We start from the raw sequence: 20574 nt of genomic DNA on the forward strand, positions 1-20574 counted from the left end.
TCTATCAGGGTCCCTTCCTGATAATTTATCGCCCGTCAAGGGCACTGTCGCGCCCCTCACCGCGCGACCGGGAGGGAACACCCCATGAGCGGGACCACCGCACCACCACCGCCGCAGCCGCTGACCGCACCGCGCCGGGCCCGGGCGAGCATCGCCCTGGTCTTCTGCGTGCACGGCGCCGTCAGCGGCAGCTTCGTCACCCGCATCCCGTGGATCCAGGAGCACCTCCACCTCTCCACCGGCCAGCTCGGCCTGGCCCTGGTCATGCCCGCCGTCGGCTCCTCCCTCGCGATGCCGCTGGCCGGCCGCTTCGTCCACCGCTACGGCGGCCGCGCCGCGGTGCGCGGGCTGATCTCGCTCTGGTGCCTGGCCCTCGCCCTGCCGGCGCTGGCCCCCTCGCTGCCGGTGCTGTGCGCGGCCCTGCTGGTGTACGGGGCCACCGCCGGGATGGCCGACGTCGCGATGAACGCCCAGGGCGTGGAGATCGAGCAGCGGCTCGACCGCTCGATCATGTCCGGCCTGCACGGGATGTGGAGCGCGGGCGGCCTGCTGGCCTCCCCCTTCGGCATCCTCGCCGCCCACCTGGACCTCGACGCCCGGCTCCAGCTGGCCGTCACGGCGCTGATCATGCTCGTCCTCGCCCAGCCCGCCTGCCGGGGCCTGCCCGACATCCGGGCGCACGAGGGCGCGGAGGAGCCGCCGCGGTTCGCACTGCCGCCGCGCAGCTCGCTGGTGATCGGCCTGGTCGGCTTCTGCGCGGTCTTCGCCGAGGGCGCCTCGATGGACTGGAGCGGCATCTACCTGCGGGACGTCACCGGAGCCTCGGCCACCGTCGCCGCCGCCTCCTACACCGCCTTCTCCCTCACCATGGCGGTCAGCCGACTGGCCGGGGACGCGGCGATCCGCCGGCTCGGCGCCGTGCGCACCACCCGCGTCGGCGGCGCCGTCGCCACCGCCGGCGGCCTGCTGGTGGTCATCGCCGACAGCCCGGCGCTGGCCATCCCCGGGTTCGCCCTGATCGGCATCGGCATCGCGGTGATCGTCCCGCTGGCCTTCGCCGCGGCGGGCCGGATCGGCAGCAACCCCAGCCAGGCCATCGCGGGCGTCGCCACCGTCACCTACACCTCCGGCCTGATCGCCCCCGCGGTGATCGGCGCCCTCGCCCAGGCCACCTCGCTGACCGTCTCCTTCGCCCTGGTCACCGCGCTCGCCTGCGCGCTGCTGCTGAGCGCCGGGGCGCTGCGGCTGGCCGAACGGAATTCCACCAGCGCGAATGTGACCACACCGTCACCGGAAAACCCTTCCGGAAAAGATCTCTCCGCGATATGATCGTGAATTCCCGAGGGAATTCCCCGTTAGAGTCTCGAACCGCCGGGCGCCGCCGCGCCCGGCGGTTTCACGTGCTCCACGAGAGGAATTCCCCGTGTGCTACGACCCGGATGCCGCGCCGCCCGCCTTCGGCCCCGCCCTGTGGCCCCTGGCCGAGGCCGCCCCACTGACCCTGACCTCGGCCGACGGCACCGGGTTCGGCGCCTTCCTGGCCCGCCCGGAGGTCGCCACCGGCGCCTCCGTGCTCGTCCTGCCGGACAACAGGGGCCTTTCCCCGTTCTACCGGCAGACCGCCGCCCGGCTCGCCGAACAGGGCCATCCGGCGCTCGTCCTCGACTATTACGGCCGCACCGCCGGCGCCGATCCGGAAAAGCGCCCGGCGGAATTCGGCGAACTGCCGGGCCTGCTCCCCCACCTGCTCGCGCTCACCCCCGAGGGGCTGGACGCCGACATCACCGCCGCACTGGACCGGCTGCGCGCCACCGGGCCCGCCGAGGTCGTCGCGCTCGGCTTCTGCTTCGGCGGCCGGCAGGCCTTCCGCGCCGCCGCGCCCCGCTTCGGCCTGGCCGGCGCGGTCGGGTTCTACGGCTACCCGGGCGCCATCAACGGCGCCCCTGGGCCCACCCAGCTCGCCGCCGCGCCGGCCGCCCCGGTCCTCGCCTTCTGGGGCGGCGCCGACGAGCACATCCCGGCCGCCGCCGTCGAGGACTTCGACGCGGCGCTCACCGCGGCCGGCTGCCCGCACGAGTTCGTGACCTACCCGGGCGCGCCGCACAACTTCTTCGAACTCTCGGCGGCCGCGCACGCCGCCGCGGCCCGGGACTCCTGGCAGCGCCTGCTGGAGTTCCTCCGACGAGCTCGCTGAACCCCTCGGCGCCCCGCCCGTCGGCACCCGCTAGGCTTCGCGCCGTGTCCGAGCCCGATGCCGCCACCGTGCCGCCCGCCGCACCCCCGATACCCGCCGCCGCACCCCGGTCCCCCTGGTGGCGCTTCGCCCTGCTGGTGGCGCTGCTCGCGGCGACCGCCGCCTCACTGCTGCTGTGGAGCCCCACGGAGCTGCTGAACGGCGGGCTGGCGGACCGGATGCCCTGGTACTGGTTCGGCCCGCTGTTCACCCTGGTCTACGCGGTGGGGACGCTCGCCTTCCTGCCCCGGCTGGCGCTGAACATGGCGGCCGGGCTGCTGCTCGGCATCAAGCTGGGCCTGGCGTTGGCGGTGCTCGGCAGCACCCTGGGCGCCGCCATGGCCTTCGCGCTCGGCCGGGGCCTGGGCCGCGAGGCGCTGCGCCCGTACCTGCGCGGGAAGGTGCTCGGCGCGCTGGACCAGCGGTTCACCGAGAAGGGCTTCCGCAGCGTGCTGGTGCTGCGGATCCTGCCCGGCATGCCGTTCCAGGCGGCCAACTTCGGGGCGGCCTTCTCCGGCACCCCCTTCCTGCCCTTCGTGCTCGCCACCGCGATCGGCGTGGTGCCGAACACCCTGGTGTACGTCACCGCGGCGGCCAGTGCCGGCCGGCCGGACTCGGCGGCCTTCCTGCTGTCGGCCGGGATGATCGTCCTGGTGGCGGTGGGCAGCGTGGTCGGACTCTGGCGGGCGGCCAAGGCCCGCCGCCGGGCGATGGCGGGCTGACCCCGCTCGCCCGTCCCCGCCTCCGGCGGAACGGACCGACGGAACGGACCGACGGAACAGGCCCGCGGAACAAAACCGTTCGCGCCCGCCCGGCCCCTGCCGCCAGGATGGCGCGCATGAGCGAATCGAACCCGCGGGTGGACCCGCCGATGGTGGCCGACGAGGCCACTACCCTCACCGCCTTCCTCGACTACCACCGCGGCACGCTCGCGCTGAAGTGCGAGGGCCTGACCGACGACCAGCTGCGGCTGCGCCCCGTCCCGCCGTCCAACCTCTCGCTGCTGGGCCTGGTCCGGCACATGGCCGAGGTCGAGCAGTACTGGTTCCAGTCGGTCCTGCTCGGCCAGGAGATCACCGAGGGCCACTTCTGGACCGAGGAGAACGAGGACGGCGACTTCGACGACGTCGACACCGCCGACGTCGCGGCCGACTTCGCCGTCTGGCGCGCCGAGGTCGAGGCCGCCCGCCGCGCGGCCGCCGGCCTGCCGCTGGACACCGTCGGCAGGAAGCTCCGCCGGGGCGAGCCGGTGACGCTTCGCTGGATCCTCGCCCACCTGGTCGAGGAGTACGCCCGACACAACGGCCACGCGGATCTTCTGCGCGAATCGGTCGACGGCGTGACCGGCGAGTGAAGCGCGGGGTGAAATCGTTTCCGCATTGTTGACAGATGGTCAATTACCGGGCCGACACGACCGATAAGGTCAACGCGCGCAACCGTACGGCGCCGTGTCGCGTCGCTGGAAGTGCCCGGGTCCGCCCGGGTTTCCGGCACGGCACGACTCGTACGGGGGTTGCGAGCGGGCACGGGACCGGTGAACAGTGCGATACTCGGACAGTTCCGACGAGTGGATGACGTGTCAAAAACGGACACGCGCCCCCGGGGGACCAGGACGGGACGAGGCAGGGAGGCGCGGCATGGGAGCACTTCGCGACGAGCACCACAACGGGTGGCTGATGCCCTCGGGTCACTACCCGGCCGCGGTGTACGACGACGAGTGGGTCGACCAGGAGACGGTTCCGTCCTCCCCGGCGCCCGCGAAGATCGTCTCCCTGCGGCCGACGGGCTTCGAGGCGGCGCGGACGGTCGGCGAGCACATCCGGGCGAGCATCCCGGTGGTCATGGACCTGACCGAGATGGAGGAGGCCGAGGCCAAGCGCATGGTCGACTTCGCCTCCGGGCTGATCTTCGGCACCCAGGGCGGCATCGAGCGGATCGCCCGGCGGGTCTTCCTGCTCACCCCGGCCGACGTCGAGGTCATGGTGATCGACCGCCCGTTGGACGAGACCGGCTTCTACAACCAGAGCTGAGCCCACCGGGGCCGAGCCGCCGCTGCCTGGCAGCGGCACCCGAACACCCCTGACCGGGGACGGTGACCCACCGTCCCCGGTTTTTGCCGTCCGGGCGCTGAGAGGCCGCGCTTCAGATGAGACCTCGCGAAAACGAATGAGACACGGATGTCTCACGTGAACTACACTCGCCTCATGGCCACCGATCGCGACACCGTCCTGGAAGCCGCCGTCGGCGTGCTCTCGCGCCGCCCGACCGCCCACCTGGACGAGATCGCCCGCGCCGCCGGCATCAGCCGCGCCACGCTGCACCGGCTCTTCCCGGGGCGCGAGGCGCTGATCCGCGAGGTCGGCCTGCTCGGGCTGCGCCGGTTCGCCGCCGCGCTGGACACCGCCGAGGTCGAGCAGGGCGACGCCGAGGCCGCGCTGCGCCGCCTCGCGGACGCCGCCGTCCCGGACGCCATGCTCTGCGCCTTCCTGGCCGGAGAGAACCAGCTCTACGAGCACGACGACATCAACGACCTCTGGGAGGTCCAGATCGCCCGGCTGCACGCGCTCTTCCTGCGCGGCCAGCAGCAGGGCGTGTTCCGCATCGAGCTCAGCGCCGCCTGGCTGAGCGAGGCCTTCTTCGACCTGGTGGCCGGCGTCGGCTGGTCCATCCAGGACGGCCGGCTCGCGCCGCGCGACGCCGTCTTCTCGCTCACCGAGCTGTTCCTCGGCGGCGCGCTGCGCAGACCGGACGCCGGCACCCCCGCTCCCCCCACCCACCGCACCTCCGACCACGGGCCGGACACCGATACGCCATGAACACCCTGACCGCCCGCCAGCGCTGGACCGGCCTCGCCGTCCTCGTCCTGGCCGTGACCGTCGTCGCCCTGGACGCGACCGTCCTCTCCCTCGCCATCCCGTCGATCAGCGAGACGCTGCGCCCCAGCGGCACCCAGCTGCTCTGGATCGGCGACTCCTACTCCTTCGTGCTGGCCGGACTGCTGGTCAGCATGGGCGCGCTGAGCGACCGGATCGGCCGCAAGAAGCTGCTGCTGGCCGGGTCCGCCGCCTTCGGCGCCGCCTCGCTGCTGGCCGCCTACGCGCCGAGCCCCGGCTGGCTGATCCTGGCCCGTGCGCTGCTCGGCGTGGCCGGCGCGACGATCATGCCCTCCACGCTCTCGCTGATCCGCGGCCTCTTCCCGGACGACCGGGAGCGGGCCACCGCGATCGGCATCTGGGGCGCGGCCGCCACCGCCGGCGCCGCGCTCGGGCCGGTGGTCGGCGGGGTGCTGCTGGAGCACTTCTGGTGGGGCTCGGTGTTCCTGATGAACATCCCGGTGCTGCTCCTGCTGCTGGTGTCCGGCGCCTGGCTGCTGCCGGAGTCCAAGGACCCGAAGCCGGGCCGCTGGGACCTGCCGAGCGTGCTGCTGTCGATGGCCGGAGTGATCGGGACGGTCTACGCGATCAAGGAGGCCGCCGCGCACGGCGTGGACCGCTGGGACGTGCCGGTCGCCTTCCTGGCCGGTACCGCCGCGCTGTTCCTCTTCGTCCGCCGCCAGCTGCGGCTGGAGACCCCGCTGCTCGACGTCCGGCTCTTCCGCGACCGCCGGTTCACCGCGGCCGTCTCGGCCTCGCTGATCTCCCTGGTCGGTCTCTCCGGTGTGATCTTCGTGGTCTCGCAGTACCTCCAGCTGGTCCGCGGCTACCAGCCGCTCCAGGCCGGCCTGGCCGAGCTGCCGGCCTTCGCGGGCTCGGTGGCCGGCGGTCTGCTGACCGCCCGGCTCGCCCGGCGCTTCGGCGCCCGCAAGGCGCTGACGGTCTGCCTGCTGGCGATGGGCCTGGGCGTGGGCGCGCTCGGCTGGCTGGAGCAGGACACCACCTACCTGGTGCTGGCCGCCTCCTTCCTGCTGACCGGGACGGCCGAGGGCGTGGTCTACACGCTCGGCGCCGGCCTGGTGCTCAGCGCCGCGCCCGCCGACAAGGCCGGCGCCGCCTCGGCGGTCTCGGAGACCGCGTACGAGCTGGGCACCGCGCTCGGCATCGCCCTGGTGGGCTCGGTGGTCGGCTCGATCTACGCGAACGGGCTGGCCGTCCCGGCCGGGACGGACCCGGCGGCCGCCGCCCGGGCCGGCGAGTCGCTGGGCTCCGCCGTCGAGACGGCGCAGGGCCTGCCGGCCGAGCTGGCGCAGCCGCTGCTGGCGAGCGCCCGGACGGCCTTCGTCCACGGCATGAACAGCGCCGGGCTGCTGGCCGCCGCCCTGCTGGCCGGGGCGGCCGTGATGACCTGGCGGCTGCTGCGCGGGCGCTCCGCCCCGGAGGCCGCCCCGGAGGGCGCGGACGCCGAGTCGCCCGTCCAGCCGAAGGTCGACGCGTAGCAGCCCGTGAGAACGGCCGTTCCCCCTGGGGAACGGCCGTTCTCCGTTGTGGACCGCTCGTTCTCCGCTGGCGCCGCGCGACTGCGGGCGCGACACCGCCGCGAGCCCTGCCCGACCGCGAGCCCTACGCGACCCCGAAGGGCAGCTCCAGCTCGGCCCAGACCACCTTGCCGTCCCGGGTGAGCCGAGTGCCCCAGCGCTGGGCCAGCTCGCTGACCAGGAACATCCCGCGCCCGCCCTCGTCCTGCTCGGCGAACGGGCGCAGCTGCGGGGCCTGCCCGCCGGCGTCGGAGACCTCGACGGTGAGCACCCGGTCGCGGAACAGCCGCAGCCGGCGCGGCGCGCCCGCGTGCAGCAGGGCGTTCGTCACGAGCTCGCTGACCAGCAGTTCGGCGTAGTCGGCGAGCGCCGTCAGGCCCCAGGTCTCCAGGGTCGCGCGGGTGAAGCGGCGGGCCTTGCCGGGCACCCGGCCGCCGCCGGTGAGCGGCAGGGTGACGACCCGGTCGGCGGGCAGCGGCAGCACCCGGGCCATGATCATCGCGATGTCGTCCTCGGTGCCGTCGGTGACCAGTGCGCCGAGGACGGCGTCACAGCTCTCCTCCAGGGTCCGCCCGGGGCCGGCCAGGGTGCGGGCCAGCCGGTCGATCCCGGCGTCCAGGTCCTGTCCGCGCCGCTCGACCAGGCCGTCGGTGTAGAGCGCGACCGTGCCGCCCTCGGGGATGGTGAACTCGATCGACTCGAAGGCCACCCCGCCGACGCCCAGCGGCACGCCGGGCGGCACCTCGACCCTGGTGGCGGTGCCGTCGGGGGCGACCCGGACCGGCGGCAGGTGCCCGGCCGAGGCGACCTGGACACTGCGCTCCAGCGGGTCGTACACCGCGCAGATGCAGGTGGCGAACTGGCCCTCGCCGATCCCCGAGGCGGTCTCGTCCAGTCGGGTGAGGACCTGCTCGGGCGGCATGTCGAGGGTGGCGAGGGTCCGGGCGACGGTGCGCAGCTGGCCCATCGTGGCGGCGGCCCGGATGCCGTGGCCCATCACGTCGCCGACCACCAGGGCGACCCGCCCGGAGGACAGCGGCACCACGTCGAACCAGTCGCCGCCGACCTCGCTGACCACGCTGCTGGGCAGGTAGCGGTAGGCGATCTCCAGGCCGAGGGTGCGGTGCACCTCCTGCGGCAGCAGGCTGCGCTGGAGGGTGAGGGCGGTCTCCCGCTCGCGGCGGTAGAGCCGGGCGTTGTCGAGCGCCAGCGCGGTGCGGGCGACCAGTTCCTCGGCGAGGGCGACGTCGGCGGCGGTGAACGGCTCGGGGTTGCGCATCCGGATGAACTCGGAGCCCCCGAGGACCATGCCCCGGGCGGTGATCGGCACCATCAGGTACGAGTGGATGCCCGCCGCCATCCCGGGGGCCACCCGGTCCTCGCTGGAGACCAGCCCGCGCAGCGCGTCCTCGTCCACGTGGGTGCGCAGCAGCGGCTTCCCGCTGCGCAGGCACTGGACGTAGCTGCGGTCGGGGCCGTACTCGGAGGTCTCGCCGACCACGTCGACGGCGTGCGCGAGGCCGGAGTCGTAGGACTCGCCGACGGCGACGGCGCGCAGCATGATGTCCCGGTCGGAGGGGATCGCGGTGGGCTCGGCGCCGCGCAGCACGGGTTCCAGCAGGTCCACGGTGGCGAAGTCGGCGAACCGGGGGACGACGGCCTCGATCAGCTCCTCGGCGGTGCGCTGGAGGTCGAGGGTGGTGCCGATCCGGGCGGTCGCCTCGGCGATGGTGGCCAGCCGTTCCTGGGCCCGGGCGGCCCGGGCCTCGGCCTGGAAGCGTTCGGTGACGTCGATGATCGAGGAGCAGACCCCGAAGATCCGCCCGGTGGAGTCCTCCAGCCGGAAGTAGGAGGCGGACCAGGCGCGGTCCCGCTTGGGGTCGCCGGGCACCCTGCCGTGCGAGCGGGCGTCCACCACGGGCTTCCCGGTCTTCAGCACCTGGCGCATGATCTGCTCGATCTCGCTGCTGTTGATGCCGGGCAGGACGGCGGATATCCGGCGGCCGAGGTGGGCGGCGACCGGTACGCCGTTCATCCGGGCGAGCGCCTCGTTGATCCGCAGGTAGCGCAGGTCGGTGTCGTAGACGGCCATGCCGATCGGCGAGCGGGCGAAGACGCCGTCCAGCACCGCGAGGTCGGCCTCGACGGCGTGCAGGGCGTGGGTGTCGGAGGCGGTGGCGAGCAGCAGCAGGGTGCCGGCCGGGCCGGCGATCGGGTAGGTGCGGAACTCCAGGTCGACCTTGTGGCCGTCGCGGTGGCGCACCGGGAGGACGCCGGACCAGCCGGTGCCGCCCATGATCCGCCCGAACAGGCCGAGGACCTCGTCGCGGTCGGACTCGTCGGTGAGGAGCCGGGCGGCGTGGCTGCCGACGGCCTCCTCCGCGGAGTACCCGAGCAGGGCTTCGGCGTCCTCGCTCCAGTGCAGGACGAGTCCGTCGTCCTGGATCAGTACCGTCGCGAGCGGGACCAGCCGATGGCCTTCGGGGCGTTCGGCCCCGGGACGTGTCGGGGCCGTGCCCCGTGCCAGGTCGGCGGTGATCGCGTCCCACTCGTGTCCGTGCATGATCAGGCAGCACCCCGGTTCGGCTCGTGCCCGGCCGGGTGGGCCTCGCGGTCCGAGCCGGCCGGGGTTCTTCTCCAGACTGCACGGACATCGGCCGCCCGGCGACCCCTTGGTCAGGGGGCGTCCGGCCGCTCCGGGTGTACGGGCGTCATGGGCGTACCGGCCGCAGCGTACTCTCCAGAACGCCCGCCCACTGCCGGATCACTCCGGAACGTCGGTGGCTGTCGTCGGTGAGCAGGTTGGCGAGGCCCAGTCCGCGGGCGAGGTCCAGTGTGGCCTGCACCGATTCGCGGACGCCGGGGAGGCTCTGGTCGGCGTCCAGGAACTCCACGGCGGCCCGGTGGGCCTCCCGGCCGACGTGGCCCTCCAGGGCGATGATCCGTTCCCGGAGCGTCTCCTCGGTGGCCGCGGCGGTCCACAGGTGGAGGGCGGCGCGGAACAGCGGGCCGGTGTAGAGGCGGACGATCATGTCGACCACGGCCCGGGTGCGGTCGGGCCCGGCGGCCGGCAGTTCGTCCGCGTGGGCGCGGACGGCTGCCAGCCGCTCGGCGGTGACGTGTTCGACGGCCGCGGTGAAGAGGTCCTCGCGGGTCGGGAAGTGGTGCTGGGCCGCGCCTCGGGAGACGCCGGCGCGTTCGGCGACGACGGAAACGGTGGAGCCGTGCCAGCCGAGCTCGGCCAGGCAGTCCACGGCCGCCGCGAGCAGCCGGGCCCTGGTGGCGCGGCTGCGGTCCTGCTGCGGGGTGCGGGCGGCGGGGTGGCTGGTCATGGCGGCGGGCGGTTCCTGTTCCGGTCGGGGCTCGGCGGCTCCCGGTCGGGGCGCGGCGGGACGATCCTCACAGACGGGCGCCGGTCCCGGGCCGCCGGGGCGGCCTCCGCCGCTCGGCGGGCGGCGGCGCTCAGCTGACGGCGGTGCGCCCCGCCTCGCGGGCGCGCAGCTCGCGGCGGAGGATCTTGCCGGCCGCGGACTTGGGGACGGCCTCGACGAACTCCACCGCGCGGACCTTCTTGTACGGGGCGACCTGGCCGGCGACGTACCCGGTGACCTCGTCCTCGGTCAGGTCGCTGCCCGGGGCGCGGACCACGAAGGCCTTGGGGCACTCGGTGCCCTCGGCGTCCGGGACGCCGATCACGGCGGCGTCGGTGATCTGCGGGTGGCCGAGCAGCACGGCCTCCAGTTCGGCGGGGGCGACCTGGTAGCCCTTGTACTTGATCAGCTCCTTGACCCGGTCGACGATGTGCAGGTAGCCGCGCTCGTCCACGAAGCCGACGTCGCCGGTGTGCAGCCAGCCCTCGGCGTCGACCACCGCGGCGGTCTCGGTGGGGCGGCCGAGGTAGCCCTTCATCACCTGGGGGCCGCGGATCAGCATCTCGCCGCGCTCGCCGGGCCCGAGGTCGGCGTCGGAGCCGTCCAGGGCGGCGATCCGCAGCTCGGTGGAGGGGAGCATCCGGCCGACCGAGCCGGGCGGGGGGTTGTCCTCGTGCGGGGAGACCACGTGGCTGACCGGGGAGAGCTCGGTCATGCCGTAGCCCTGGAGCAGGTGCGGCAGGCCGAGGCGGCGGGCGCAGGCGGTGGCGAGTTCGTGGTCCAGCGGGGCGGCGGCGCACAGCAGGTACTCGACCGTGGAGAGGTCGTACCGCTCCACGACCGGGTGCCGGGCCAGTGCGAGGGCGATCGGCGGGGCCACCACCAGGGCCTGTACCCGGTGGTCCTGGACGGTGCGGCAGAACTGTTCGAGGTCGAAGCGGGGCAGGACGACGACGGTGGCGCCGCAGCGCAGCGGCTGGTTGAGCAGCGCGGCCTGTCCGTAGATGTGGAAGAAGGGCAGGACGGCGAGCACCCGTTCGCCCTCGGCGGGGTGGTAGAGGGCGTCGCACTGGGCGAGGTTGGTGGCGATCGAGCGGTGGGTGAGCATCACGCCCTTGGGCAGGCCGGTGGTGCCGCTGGAGTACGGGAGGACGGCGATGTCCTCGGCCGGGTCGATGGCGACGTCGGGGGCGGGGCCGGGGGCGGCCAGCAGGTCTGCGAGCGAGCGGTGGCCCTCGGCGCCGTCCAGCACGATGATCTCGGCCAGCGGGCGGCCCTGTTCGGCGAGCAGTTCGGCGGCCGAACGGGCGGTCGGCAGGAAGGCGGCGACGGTGACCAGCCAGCGGGTGCCGCTGTCGCGCAGCTGCCCGGCCAGGTCGGCGGGCGTGGCCAGCGAGGAGACCGTGGTGACGGTGGCGCCGGCCCTGCTCGCGCCGTAGTAGGCCATCGGGTAGGCGGTCGAATTGGGGCTGAAGAGGGCGACGACGTCGCCGCGGCGCACGCCTGTCGCGGCCAGCCCGGCGGCCACCCGCTCGACGGAGGAGGCGAGTCGGGCGTAGCTGACGGTCTCGCCGGTGAGGCCGTCGATCAGGGCCGGCCGGTCGCCGTGCGCCGCCGCGGCGCCGAGCACCGCCTCGTGGATCGGCAGGTCGACCACGGGGACGTCGGGGAACTCGCTTCGGAACACCAAGGTGGGCCTCCAGTAAGGAAGTTGACGCTGCAACGAACCGGCGGGCAAATTCGGTGCGAGGGCGCTTTCAGGAGCATACGGACAGTCAGGGTGCTGGCTCCGCCATTGTGGGGAACCCGTGATGGAGCAGGGGAGGCGCAGGTGGTCCCGGGGGGCGCCCGCCCGCACGGCGCGCACCACCGCCGCCCGCCCCGGGGGCTCTTCCCCGCCCCCGGGGCACTCACGCCGGACGCCCGTTCCCGCCCGCTCGCCCCGCCCGCCCGTCCGCACGCCTCGCTCGCCCGTCCGACCGGCCGGAGGTCAGTACGACCTGGGCAGCCCCAGGGTATGCTGGGCGACGTAGTTGAGCACCATCTCGCGGCTGACCGGGGCCACCCGCCCCACCCGGGTGGCGGCCAGCAGCGCGCCCAGTCCGTACTCCTGGGTCAGGCCGTTGCCGCCGAGGGTCTGCACCGCCTGGTCGACGGTCCGGGCGGCGGCCTCCCCCGCGGCGTACTTGGCCATGTTGGCGGCCTCCCCGGCGGCGAGGTCCTCGCCCGCGTCGTAGAGCAGCCCGGCCTTCTGGGTCATCAGCCGGGCCAGCTCGATCTCCACCGCGCACTGGGCGAGCGGGTGGGCCAGGCCCTGGTGGGCGCCGATCGGGGTGGACCAGACGGTGCGGGTCTTCGCGTACTCCACGGCCTTGCCGAGGGCCTGCCGGGCCAGGCCGAGCGAGAAGGCGGCGGTCAGGACGCGCTCGGGGTTGAGGCCGGCGAACAGCTGGAGCAGGCCCGCGTCCTCGTCGCCGACCAGGGCGTCGGCGGGCAGCCGGACGTCGTCCAGGAACACCTGGAACTGCTTCTCCGGGGCGACGAGCTCCATCGGGATCGCCCGGTACTCGAAACCGGGCGCCTCGCGCGGGACGACGAACAGACAGGGCTTCAGCTTGCCGGTGCGAGCGTCCTCGGTGCGGGCGACGAACAGCACCGCGTCCGCGTGGTCGATGCCGGAGACGAAGACCTTGCGGCCGGTCAGCAGCCAGTCCTCGCCGTCCCGGCGGGCGACGGTGGAGATCCGGTGCGAGTTGGAGCCGGCGTCCGGTTCGGTGATGCCGAAGGCCATCTTGCGGCTGCCGTCGGCCAGGCCCGGCAGCCAGCGGCGCTTCTGCTCCTCGGTGCCGTAGCGGGCGATCACCGTGCCGCAGATCGCCGGGGAGACGATGAGCAGCAGCAACGGGCAGCCGGCGGCGCCGAGTTCCTCCAGCACGATGGCGAGGTCGGTGATGCCGCCGCCTCCTCCGCCGTACTCGGCGGGCAGGTTGACGCCGAGGTAGCCGGCCCGGCCGGCCTCCGCCCACAGTTCGTCGGCGGGCTCGCCGGCCCGCGCCTTGGCGAGGTAGTACGAGGAGCCGTAGCGGCGGCCGAGGTCGCCGACGGCCCGGCGCAGGTCGCGGCGCTCGGGGGTCTCCAGGAGCTGACTGCCGATGGTGGACATGCGGGTCCTTCCTCAGGCTTCGGTGGGCTCTCGGGCTTCGGTGGCTTCTCGGGCTCGGGTGGGGTTCTCACGCCTCGGGTGGGGTTCTCAGGCCTCGGCGGGCCGGACGACGGCCAGCAGGGCGCCGGTCTCGACCTGCCGGCCGGGGGCGACGAGCAGGTCGACGAGGGTGCCGTCGGCGGGGGCGGCGACCCGGTGCTCCATCTTCATCGCCTCCAGCACCAGCAGCGGCTGCCCCGCGGTGACGGTGTCCCCTGCGGCGGCCGCGACCCGGACGACGGTGCCCGGCATCGGGGCGAGCAGCGCGCCGGGGTCGGTGCGGACGGCGGGGTCGGGGAAGCGCGGCAGGGCGGTGAGTGCGACGCCGCCGTCGGGGGTGTCGACGTACACCCGGTCGCCGTACCGGGCGACGGGGTAGGCGCGGCGCAGCCCGCCCTCGGACAGCACGACCCGGTCCGGCGCCGCCTCGACCAGCTCGGTCTCCGGGTGGTCCTCGGCCAGCAGGCCGGCCCGGGTGAGCCGGTAGCGGACCTCGGTCTCGGTGCCGTCGGCGCTCCGGTAGCGCTTGACCTGCGGCTGGGAGGGCAGGTTGCGCCAGCCGGACGGGAAGGGGCTTCGGCGGGCGGCGGCGTCGGCGAGGGCGGCGGCCAGCGCGGCGCGTCGCACGGCGCCGGCGGCCGGGGCGACGAGTTCGGCCGTGTGCTCGGCCAGGAAGCCGGTGTGCAGCCGTGCGGCCAGGAACGCCGGGTGGCGCAGCGCGCGGATCAGCAGCTCCCGGTTGGTGGCCGGGCCGTGGACGCGGGCCCGGGCGAGCGCGTCGGCGAGCCGGCGGGCGGCGGCGGCGCGGGTCGGCGCCCAGGCGGTCACCTTGGCGAGCATCGCGTCGTAGTGCGGGGTGATCTCGTCGCCGGCCGCCACGCCGGAGTCCAGTCGGAGCCCGGAGCCGGTGAACTCCTGGTGCGGGACCGTGAGTTCGAGCCGGTGCAGGGTGCCGGTGGCGGGCTGCCAGTCCCGGGCCGGGTCCTCGGCGTAGAGCCGCGCCTCGATCGCGTGGCCGGTGGTCGGCGGCGGGGCCGGCGCGGGCAGCGGGTCCCCTTCGGCGACGGCGAGCTGGAGGGCGACCAGGTCCAGGCCGGTGACGGCCTCGGTGACCGGGTGTTCGACCTGGAGGCGGGTGTTCATCTCCAGGAAGAAGAACCGGCCGTCCTCGGCGAGCAGGAACTCGGCGGTGCCGGCGCCGGTGTAGCCGATCGCCTTCGCGGCATCGCGGGCGGCCGTGTACAGCCCGGCCCTGACCTCGGCCGGCAGGCCGGGGGCCGGGGCCTCCTCGATCACCTTCTGGTGGCGCCGTTGCAGCGAGCAGTCCCGGTCGCCGACCGCCCAGACGGCGCCGTGGGCGTCGGCCAGCAGCTGGACCTCGACGTGCCGCCCGGTGGGCAGGTAGCGCTCGCAGAACACCTCGTCGGAGCCGAAGGCCTTGGCCGCCTCGGCGCGGGCCGCCGTCAGTTCGCCGGGCAGCTCCGCGAGGCTCCGCACCACGCGCATGCCGCGCCCGCCGCCGCCCGCGGCCGCCTTGACCAACACCGGCAGGTCGGCCTCGGTCGGCTCGGCGAGGGCGTCGAGCACCGGCACTCCGGCCTCGGCCATCAGCCGCTTGGCGGCCGTCTTGGAGCCCATCGCGGCGATCGCGGCCGGCGGCGGGCCGACCCAGACCAGGCCGGCGTCCAGCACGGCCCGCGCGAACCCGGCGCTCTCGGAGAGGAATCCGTACCCGGGGTGGACGGCGTCGGCCCCGGCGGCGAGCGCGGCCCGGACGATCAGGTCGGCGCGCAGGTAGGTGTCGGCGGGCACGGCGCCGGGCAGCCGGACGGCGGCGTCGGCCTCGCGGACGTGCGGGGCCCCGGCGTCCGGGTCGGAGTGGACGGCGGTGGTCGCGATGCCCAGTTCCCGGCAGGTGCGGAAGACCCGGCGGGCGATCTCGCCCCGGTTGGCGACCAGCAGGTTGGTGATCATGTAGTCCCTCAGAATCGGAAGACGCCGTAGCCGCGCGCGCCCTCGACCGGCGCGTTGTGGACCGCGGACAGGCAGAGGCCGAGCACCGTCCGGGTGTCGCGCGGGTCGATCACGCCGTCGTCGTAGAGCCGGCCGGAGAGGAACACCGGCAGCGACTCCGCCTCGATCTGCTGCTCGACCATCGCCCGGATCGCCGCGTCCGCGTCCTCGTCGTACGGCTGCCCCTTCGCCGCGGCGGACTGCCGGGCGACGATCGACAGCACGCCGGCGAGCTGTTGCGCCCCCATCACGGCGGACTTGGCGCTCGGCCAGGAGAACAGGAAGCGCGGCCGGTACGCCCGGCCGCACATGCCGTAGTGCCCGGCCCCGTACGAGGCGCCCATCAGCACCGACAGGTGCGGGACGGTGGAGTTCGCGACGGCGTTGATCATCATCGCGCCGTGCTTGATGATGCCGCCCTGCTCGTAGTCCTTGCCGACCATGTAGCCGGTGGTGTTGTGCAGGAACAGCAGCGGGGTGTTCCGCTGGTTGGCCAGCTGGATGAACTGGGCGGCCTTCTGGGACTCCTGGCTGAACAGCACGCCCTGGGCGTTCGCCAGGATGCCGACCGGGTAGCCGTGCAGACGGGCCCAGCCGGTGGCCAGGCTGGTGCCGTAGAGCGGTTTGAACTCGTCGAAGTCGGAGCCGTCGACGATCCGGGCGATCACCTCGCGCGGGTCGAAGGGCACCTTGAGGTCGCCGGGGACGATGCCGAGCAGCTCCTCCTCGGCGTACTTCGGGGGCTCGGCCAGCGGGTCGGGTCCCGGGCCGGGCTTGCGGTGGTCGAGCCGGGCGACGATCCGGCGGGCGATCCGCAGCGCGTCCGCCTCGTCCGCGGCGACATGGTCGGCCAGGCCGGAGGTCCGGGCGTGCATCTCGGCGCCGCCCAGCGACTCGTCGTCGGCCTCCTCTCCGGTGGCCATCCGCACCAGCGGCGGGCCGCCGAGGAACACCTTGGCGCGGTCCTTGACCAGCACGGTGTGGTCGGACAGGCCCGGCACGTAGGCGCCGCCGGCCGTCGAGTTGCCGAACACCACGGCCACGGTGGGGATTCCGGCGGCGGACAGCCGGGTGAGGTCGCGGAACAGGGCGCCGCCGGGGATGAAGATCTCCTTCTGGCTGGGCAGGTCGGCGCCGCCGGACTCGACCAGGCTGACCAGCGGGAGGCGGTTGTCCAGCGCGATCTCGTTGGCGCGCAGGGCCTTGCGGAGGGTCCACGGGTTGCTGGCGCCGCCGCGCACGGTCGGGTCGTTGGCGGTGATCACGCACTCGACGCCCTCGATCACCCCGATGCCGGTGACCAGGGCCGCGCCGACCGGGTGGTCGCTCCCCCAGGCGGCCAGCGGGGACAGCTCCAGGAACGGGGAGTCCTGGTCGACCAGCAGCTCGATCCGCTCGCGGGCCGGCAGTTTGCCGCGCCCGCGGTGGCGTTCCAGGTAGCGGGGGCCGCCGCCCGCCAGCGCCTTGGCGTGCTCGGTGTCGAGTTCGGCGAGCTTGGCGACCATCGCGGCGCGGTGCTCGGCGTGGTCGGGCCCGGCCGGGTCGACGCGGGTGGTCAGGACGGTCACAGCAGGGCCTCCGGGATGTCGAGGTGGCGGGCCCGCAGCCACTCCCCCAGGGCCTTGGCCTGTGGGTCGAAGCGGTGCCGGGCGGCGACGCCCTCGCCGAGCAGGCCGGTGAGGGTGAAGTTGACCGCGCGCAGGTTCGGCAGCAGGTACCGGGCGACGGGCAACTCGGCCGCCTCGGGCAGCAGTTCGCGCAGCAGCTCGACGGTGAGGGTGTGGGCCAGCCAGCGCCAGCCCTCCTCGGAGCGGGCCCAGACACCGAGGTTGGCATCCCCGCCCTTGTCCCCGCTGCGCGCGCCGGCCACCAGGCCGAGCGGGGCCCGGCGGGTGGGCCCGTCCGGCAGCGGCGCGGGCAGCTCCTGGACGACGTCGCCCGGTCGGGAGGTGGCCGGGGCCGGCGGTACGGCGATCCGGCGACCGTCCGGCAGCACGGCGGTGTGCCCGACGGCCTTCGCGTCGACGTACGCGGCACCGAACACCCCGTACGGAGCGCCCGGCCCGGGCGGCGCGGTGAGATGGAAGCCCGGGTACCCGGACAGGCCCGACTCCACGGCCGCCCTGCCGAGTTCGCGCCCCACCCTGGCCGGGTCCGGGTCACGGGCGGACAGCCTCAGCAGCGCGGAGGCGGCCTCCTCGGTCGGGGCGTCCGGGTGGTCGGTGCGGGCGAGCGTCCAGCGCAGCTCGGCCGGGCGGGCCTCCGGCGGCAGCGCCTCGGCGAACTGCCGCCGCACCAGCGCCGCCTTGGCCTCGATGTCCAGGCCGGTGAGGACGAACACCACCTCGTTGTGGTGGCCGCCGAGCCGGTTGAGGCCGACCTTGAGGGTGGGCGGCGGGGCCTCGCCGCGCACTCCGTCGATCCGCACCCGGTCCGGGCCCTCCTCGGCGAGCCGGACGGTGTCCAGCCGGGCCGTGACGTCCGGGCCGAGGTAGTGCGGTCCGCCGGTCTCGTACAGGAGTTGGGCGGTGACGGTGCCGATGGTGACGGCGCCGCCGGTGCCCGGGTGCTTGGTGATCACGCTGGAGCCGTCGGCGCGCAGTTCGGCGAGCGGGAAGCCGGGCCGGGTGACGTCGTGCTCCCGGAAGAAGGCGTAGTTGCCGCCGGTCGCCTGCGCCCCGCACTCCAGCACGTGCCCGGCCACCACGGCCCCGGCCAGGGCGTCCAGGTCCTCGGCCGTCCATCCGAACCGGGCGATCGCGGGCCCGGCGACCAGGGCGGCGTCGGTGACCCGCCCGGTGACCACCACGTCCGCCCCCTCGGCCAGGCAGGCGGCGACGCCGAACCCGCCCAGATAGGCGTTGGCCGCCAACAGTCCATCCGGCAGGCCGAGTTCGGCCCGGCGTGGCAGCAGGTCGTCACCCTCGACATGGGCGACGACCGCTTCCACGCCCAGCCGCCGCGCCAGAGCGCGCAGCTCCTCGGCCAGCCGGGCCGGGTTGAGCCCGCCCGCGTTGACCACGATCCGCACGCCCCGCTCGCGGGCCAGGCCGAGGCACTCCTCCATCTGCCGCAGGAAGGTGCGGGCGTAGCCGAGCGACGGGTCCTTCAGCCGGTCCCGGGCGAGGATCAGCATCGTCAGCTCGGCCAGGTAGTCACCGGTGAGCACGTCCAGCGGCCCGCCGGTGAGCATCTCCCGCACCGCGGCGAAGCGGTCCCCGTAGAAACCCGAGGCGTTGCCGATCCGCAGCACCGCGCCGTCGTCCACCAATGCGCCTCCCCTGTCGGCGAGTTGGGCGCACCCTCGGCGGGCGCCGCCGGCAGCAGCGTGGCACCGGCCGGAGAAAAAAGCAATCACGCTTGCTTGTTTCGGCCCGACCCGGCTCAGCCGGCCGGGCAGCCGTCGCGACGCTCCGCGGCGGGGATGCCGCGAAGTTGCCGGTTCGCGGGCCGCGGCTCGCCAACCGGCAACTGCCGAGGCCACAGCGGGAGTGTGCCGCACAACCATTGACCCGGAGTCAGTGATTCCGGAAAGATGCGCGACCATGACTACGCGCGTAAACCTTTTGTCAAGACGGCTGGTCGCGCCACTGCGGTGGGCCGCCCTGCTGTCGGTGCTGGTGTCGGTCGGCGTGTTCTTCGCCGGTGCCGAGCCGGCCCACGCGGCGCCCGCCTGCGGAGTGCTCTCCACCGGTGCGGCGAGCCAGGCGAACGCCGCCGTCCGCTCCGCGTGCGGGCAGATGGGCACCCCGTACTCGTGGGGCGGCGGCCACGGCTCGCAGCCCGGCCCGACGTACGGCCTCTGCGACTCCGCCAACGGCGCGCCCAACGACTGCAACGTCCGCGGTCTGGACTGCTCCGGCCTCGTCCGCTACGCCTACTACCTGGCGGTCGGCGAGGACGTCATCAACGGCACCACGCGCACCCAGTGGCCGACCTCCCGGGCCGTCGCCCGCTACTACCGGGCGGACGGGACCGCACCGCTGCTCCCCGGCGACCTGGTGTACTTCGGCAACACCGCCTCCACCATCCACCACGTCGCGATGTACCTCGGACAGGGCTACATCGTCGAGGCCCCGTACTCCGGCGGCTACGTCCAGGTGGCGCCGCTCTCCTCGCACGGCGACTACTACGGCGCCATCCGCCTCTACGGCCCCGGCAGCACCACCCCGCCCACCCCGCCGACCACCCCGCCGCCGGCCAACAGCGGCCAGTACTGGGTGGACACCAACGCCACCGCGCCGGTGTACGGCTCCCCCACCTCCACCACCAGCACCGGGACCCTGTACCAGGGCACCAACTACGTGTACTGCAAGGCCTGGGGCCGTGAGGTCTCCAACGGCACCAACTACAACCACTGGTGGCTGAAGACCGACCCGGACTCGGGCCCCGGCGGCCAGTGGGTCTCGGCGTACTACCTGTCCCGCTGGGGCAACGACGTGGCCAAGGCCAACGACGGCACGGTCATCCCCACCTGCCAGGGCGGCGGCGCCCCGCCCGCCACCGGCAAGTACTGGGTGGACACCTTCGCCAACGCGAGCGTCTACTCCTCGCCCACCTCCACCAACGCCACCGGGACCCTGTACCAGGGCACGAACTACGTGTACTGCAAGGCCTGGGGCCGTGAGGTCTCCAACGGCAGCAGCTACAACCACTGGTGGCTGAAGACCGACTCGGACGGCGGCCCGGCCGGTCAGTGGGTGTCCGCCTTCTACCTGACCCGCTGGGGCAGCGACACGGCCAAGGACAACAACGGCACCACCATCCCCGACTGCTAGGCCCCGTCCGGGGCCCCCGCCCCCGGGACCGCCGCGCCGACCGATCAGGATTCGAGAAGCGCCCGGCCCGGGGGCGCGCCTAGCGTTGCGGTCATGAACGACATCACCATCCACTGGACCTTCCTCCCCCACACCGACCCCGAGGCCTCCCTCGCCTTCTACCGCGACCTGGTCGGCTTCGAGGTGCGCAGCGACATCGGCGGCGGCCCGATGCGCTGGATCACCGTGGGCCCGGCCGGCCGGCCCGACGTCTCCCTGGTACTGGAGCCGGCCGCCGCCGACCCGGGCCGCACCGAGGAGGAGCAGCGGACCATCACCGAGATGATGGCCAAGGGCACCTACGCCCGGATCGTCCTCGGCACCCACGACCTGGACGGCGTCTTCGACCGGCTGAAGTCCGGCGGCGCCGAGCTCGTCCAGGAGCCGACCCTCCAGCCGTACGGCATCCGCGACTGCGCGTTCCGCGACCCGGCGGGCACTATGGTCCGGTTCAACGAGCTGGGCTGAGCCGGGTCGGGCCGACCCCGTCGGCCCGACCCGGACCCACCGGCCCACACCGGACCCAC

At 74.2% G+C, this 20574-nt stretch carries 16 protein-coding genes; 9 read left to right on the top strand and 7 right to left on the bottom strand.

All coding sequences use genetic code 11. The features are described 5' to 3' along the window. The first annotated feature begins 84 nt into the window (after nt 1-84). The 7 genes from ACFRAR_RS04955 (at nt 85) to ACFRAR_RS04985 (ending at nt 6605) form a co-directional block, all read left to right on the top strand. Nucleotides 85-1329, top strand: a complete 1245-nt coding sequence (locus ACFRAR_RS04955; protein WP_380694852.1) for an MFS transporter — start codon at nt 85-87, stop codon at nt 1327-1329. A gap of 94 nt (nt 1330-1423) precedes the next feature. Continuing rightward, nucleotides 1424-2194, top strand: a complete 771-nt coding sequence (locus ACFRAR_RS04960) for a dienelactone hydrolase family protein (protein WP_380694854.1) — start codon at nt 1424-1426, stop codon at nt 2192-2194. Nucleotides 2195-2238: 44 nt separating this feature from the next. Further along, a complete protein-coding gene (locus ACFRAR_RS04965) occupies nt 2239-2955 on the top strand; it encodes a TVP38/TMEM64 family protein (protein ID WP_380694856.1) in 717 nt (238 codons plus the stop codon). Between the two features lie 116 nt (nt 2956-3071). Continuing rightward, nucleotides 3072-3587: a DinB family protein gene (locus ACFRAR_RS04970; protein WP_380694858.1), complete on the top strand. Its 516-nt coding sequence runs from the start codon at nt 3072-3074 to the stop codon at nt 3585-3587. Nucleotides 3588-3870: 283 nt separating this feature from the next. Then, nucleotides 3871-4263 (top strand): cell division protein SepF, encoded by a 393-nt coding sequence (locus ACFRAR_RS04975; protein ID WP_380694860.1) that lies wholly within the window; start codon nt 3871-3873, stop codon nt 4261-4263. Between the two features lie 174 nt (nt 4264-4437). Then, nucleotides 4438-5049, top strand: a complete 612-nt coding sequence (locus tag ACFRAR_RS04980) for a TetR/AcrR family transcriptional regulator (protein ID WP_380694862.1) — start codon at nt 4438-4440, stop codon at nt 5047-5049. Further along, entirely contained in the window at nt 5046-6605 is a 1560-nt protein-coding gene (locus ACFRAR_RS04985) for an MFS transporter (RefSeq protein ID WP_380694864.1), read from the top strand. The genes ACFRAR_RS04980 and ACFRAR_RS04985 overlap by 4 nt, the downstream gene beginning before the upstream one ends. A gap of 124 nt (nt 6606-6729) precedes the next feature. Here the strand turns inward: ACFRAR_RS04985 and ACFRAR_RS04990 are convergent, their stop codons facing one another. The 7 genes from ACFRAR_RS04990 to ACFRAR_RS05020 form a co-directional block, all read right to left on the bottom strand. Continuing rightward, the gene (locus ACFRAR_RS04990) at nt 6730-9207 is read right to left on the bottom strand and encodes a SpoIIE family protein phosphatase (protein WP_380694866.1); all 2478 of its coding nucleotides are present in this window, start codon (nt 9205-9207) and stop codon (nt 6730-6732) included. Nucleotides 9208-9355: 148 nt separating this feature from the next. Continuing rightward, nucleotides 9356-9976: a TetR/AcrR family transcriptional regulator gene (locus ACFRAR_RS04995; RefSeq protein ID WP_380694868.1), complete on the bottom strand. Its 621-nt coding sequence runs from the start codon at nt 9974-9976 to the stop codon at nt 9356-9358. Nucleotides 9977-10106: 130 nt separating this feature from the next. After that, entirely contained in the window at nt 10107-11705 is a 1599-nt protein-coding gene (locus tag ACFRAR_RS05000; RefSeq protein ID WP_380694870.1) for a 4-coumarate--CoA ligase family protein, read from the bottom strand. A gap of 300 nt (nt 11706-12005) precedes the next feature. Next, nucleotides 12006-13178, bottom strand: a complete 1173-nt coding sequence (locus tag ACFRAR_RS05005) for an acyl-CoA dehydrogenase family protein (protein ID WP_380694872.1) — start codon at nt 13176-13178, stop codon at nt 12006-12008. 87 nt (nt 13179-13265) lie between these two features. Beyond that, nucleotides 13266-15191, bottom strand: coding sequence for an acetyl/propionyl/methylcrotonyl-CoA carboxylase subunit alpha (locus ACFRAR_RS05010; RefSeq protein ID WP_380694874.1), 1926 nt, complete (start codon nt 15189-15191; stop codon nt 13266-13268). A gap of 8 nt (nt 15192-15199) precedes the next feature. Continuing rightward, nucleotides 15200-16798 (bottom strand): acyl-CoA carboxylase subunit beta, encoded by a 1599-nt coding sequence (locus ACFRAR_RS05015; RefSeq protein WP_380694876.1) that lies wholly within the window; start codon nt 16796-16798, stop codon nt 15200-15202. Then, the gene (locus ACFRAR_RS05020) at nt 16795-18498 is read right to left on the bottom strand and encodes an acyclic terpene utilization AtuA family protein (protein ID WP_380694878.1); all 1704 of its coding nucleotides are present in this window, start codon (nt 18496-18498) and stop codon (nt 16795-16797) included. The genes ACFRAR_RS05015 and ACFRAR_RS05020 overlap by 4 nt, the downstream gene beginning before the upstream one ends. A 277-nt stretch (nt 18499-18775) precedes the next feature. Between ACFRAR_RS05020 and ACFRAR_RS05025 the strand changes: the two genes are divergently transcribed. Next, complete coding sequence (locus tag ACFRAR_RS05025) at nt 18776-20008, top strand: C40 family peptidase (protein ID WP_380694880.1); 1233 nt, start codon at nt 18776-18778, stop codon at nt 20006-20008. Nucleotides 20009-20101: 93 nt separating this feature from the next. Further along, nucleotides 20102-20515: a VOC family protein gene (locus ACFRAR_RS05030; protein ID WP_380694882.1), complete on the top strand. Its 414-nt coding sequence runs from the start codon at nt 20102-20104 to the stop codon at nt 20513-20515. Nucleotides 20516-20574 lie beyond the last annotated feature (59 nt).

Source organism: Kitasatospora sp. NPDC056651 (assembly GCF_042792155.1).
GTDB lineage: Bacteria > Actinomycetota > Actinomycetes > Streptomycetales > Streptomycetaceae > Kitasatospora.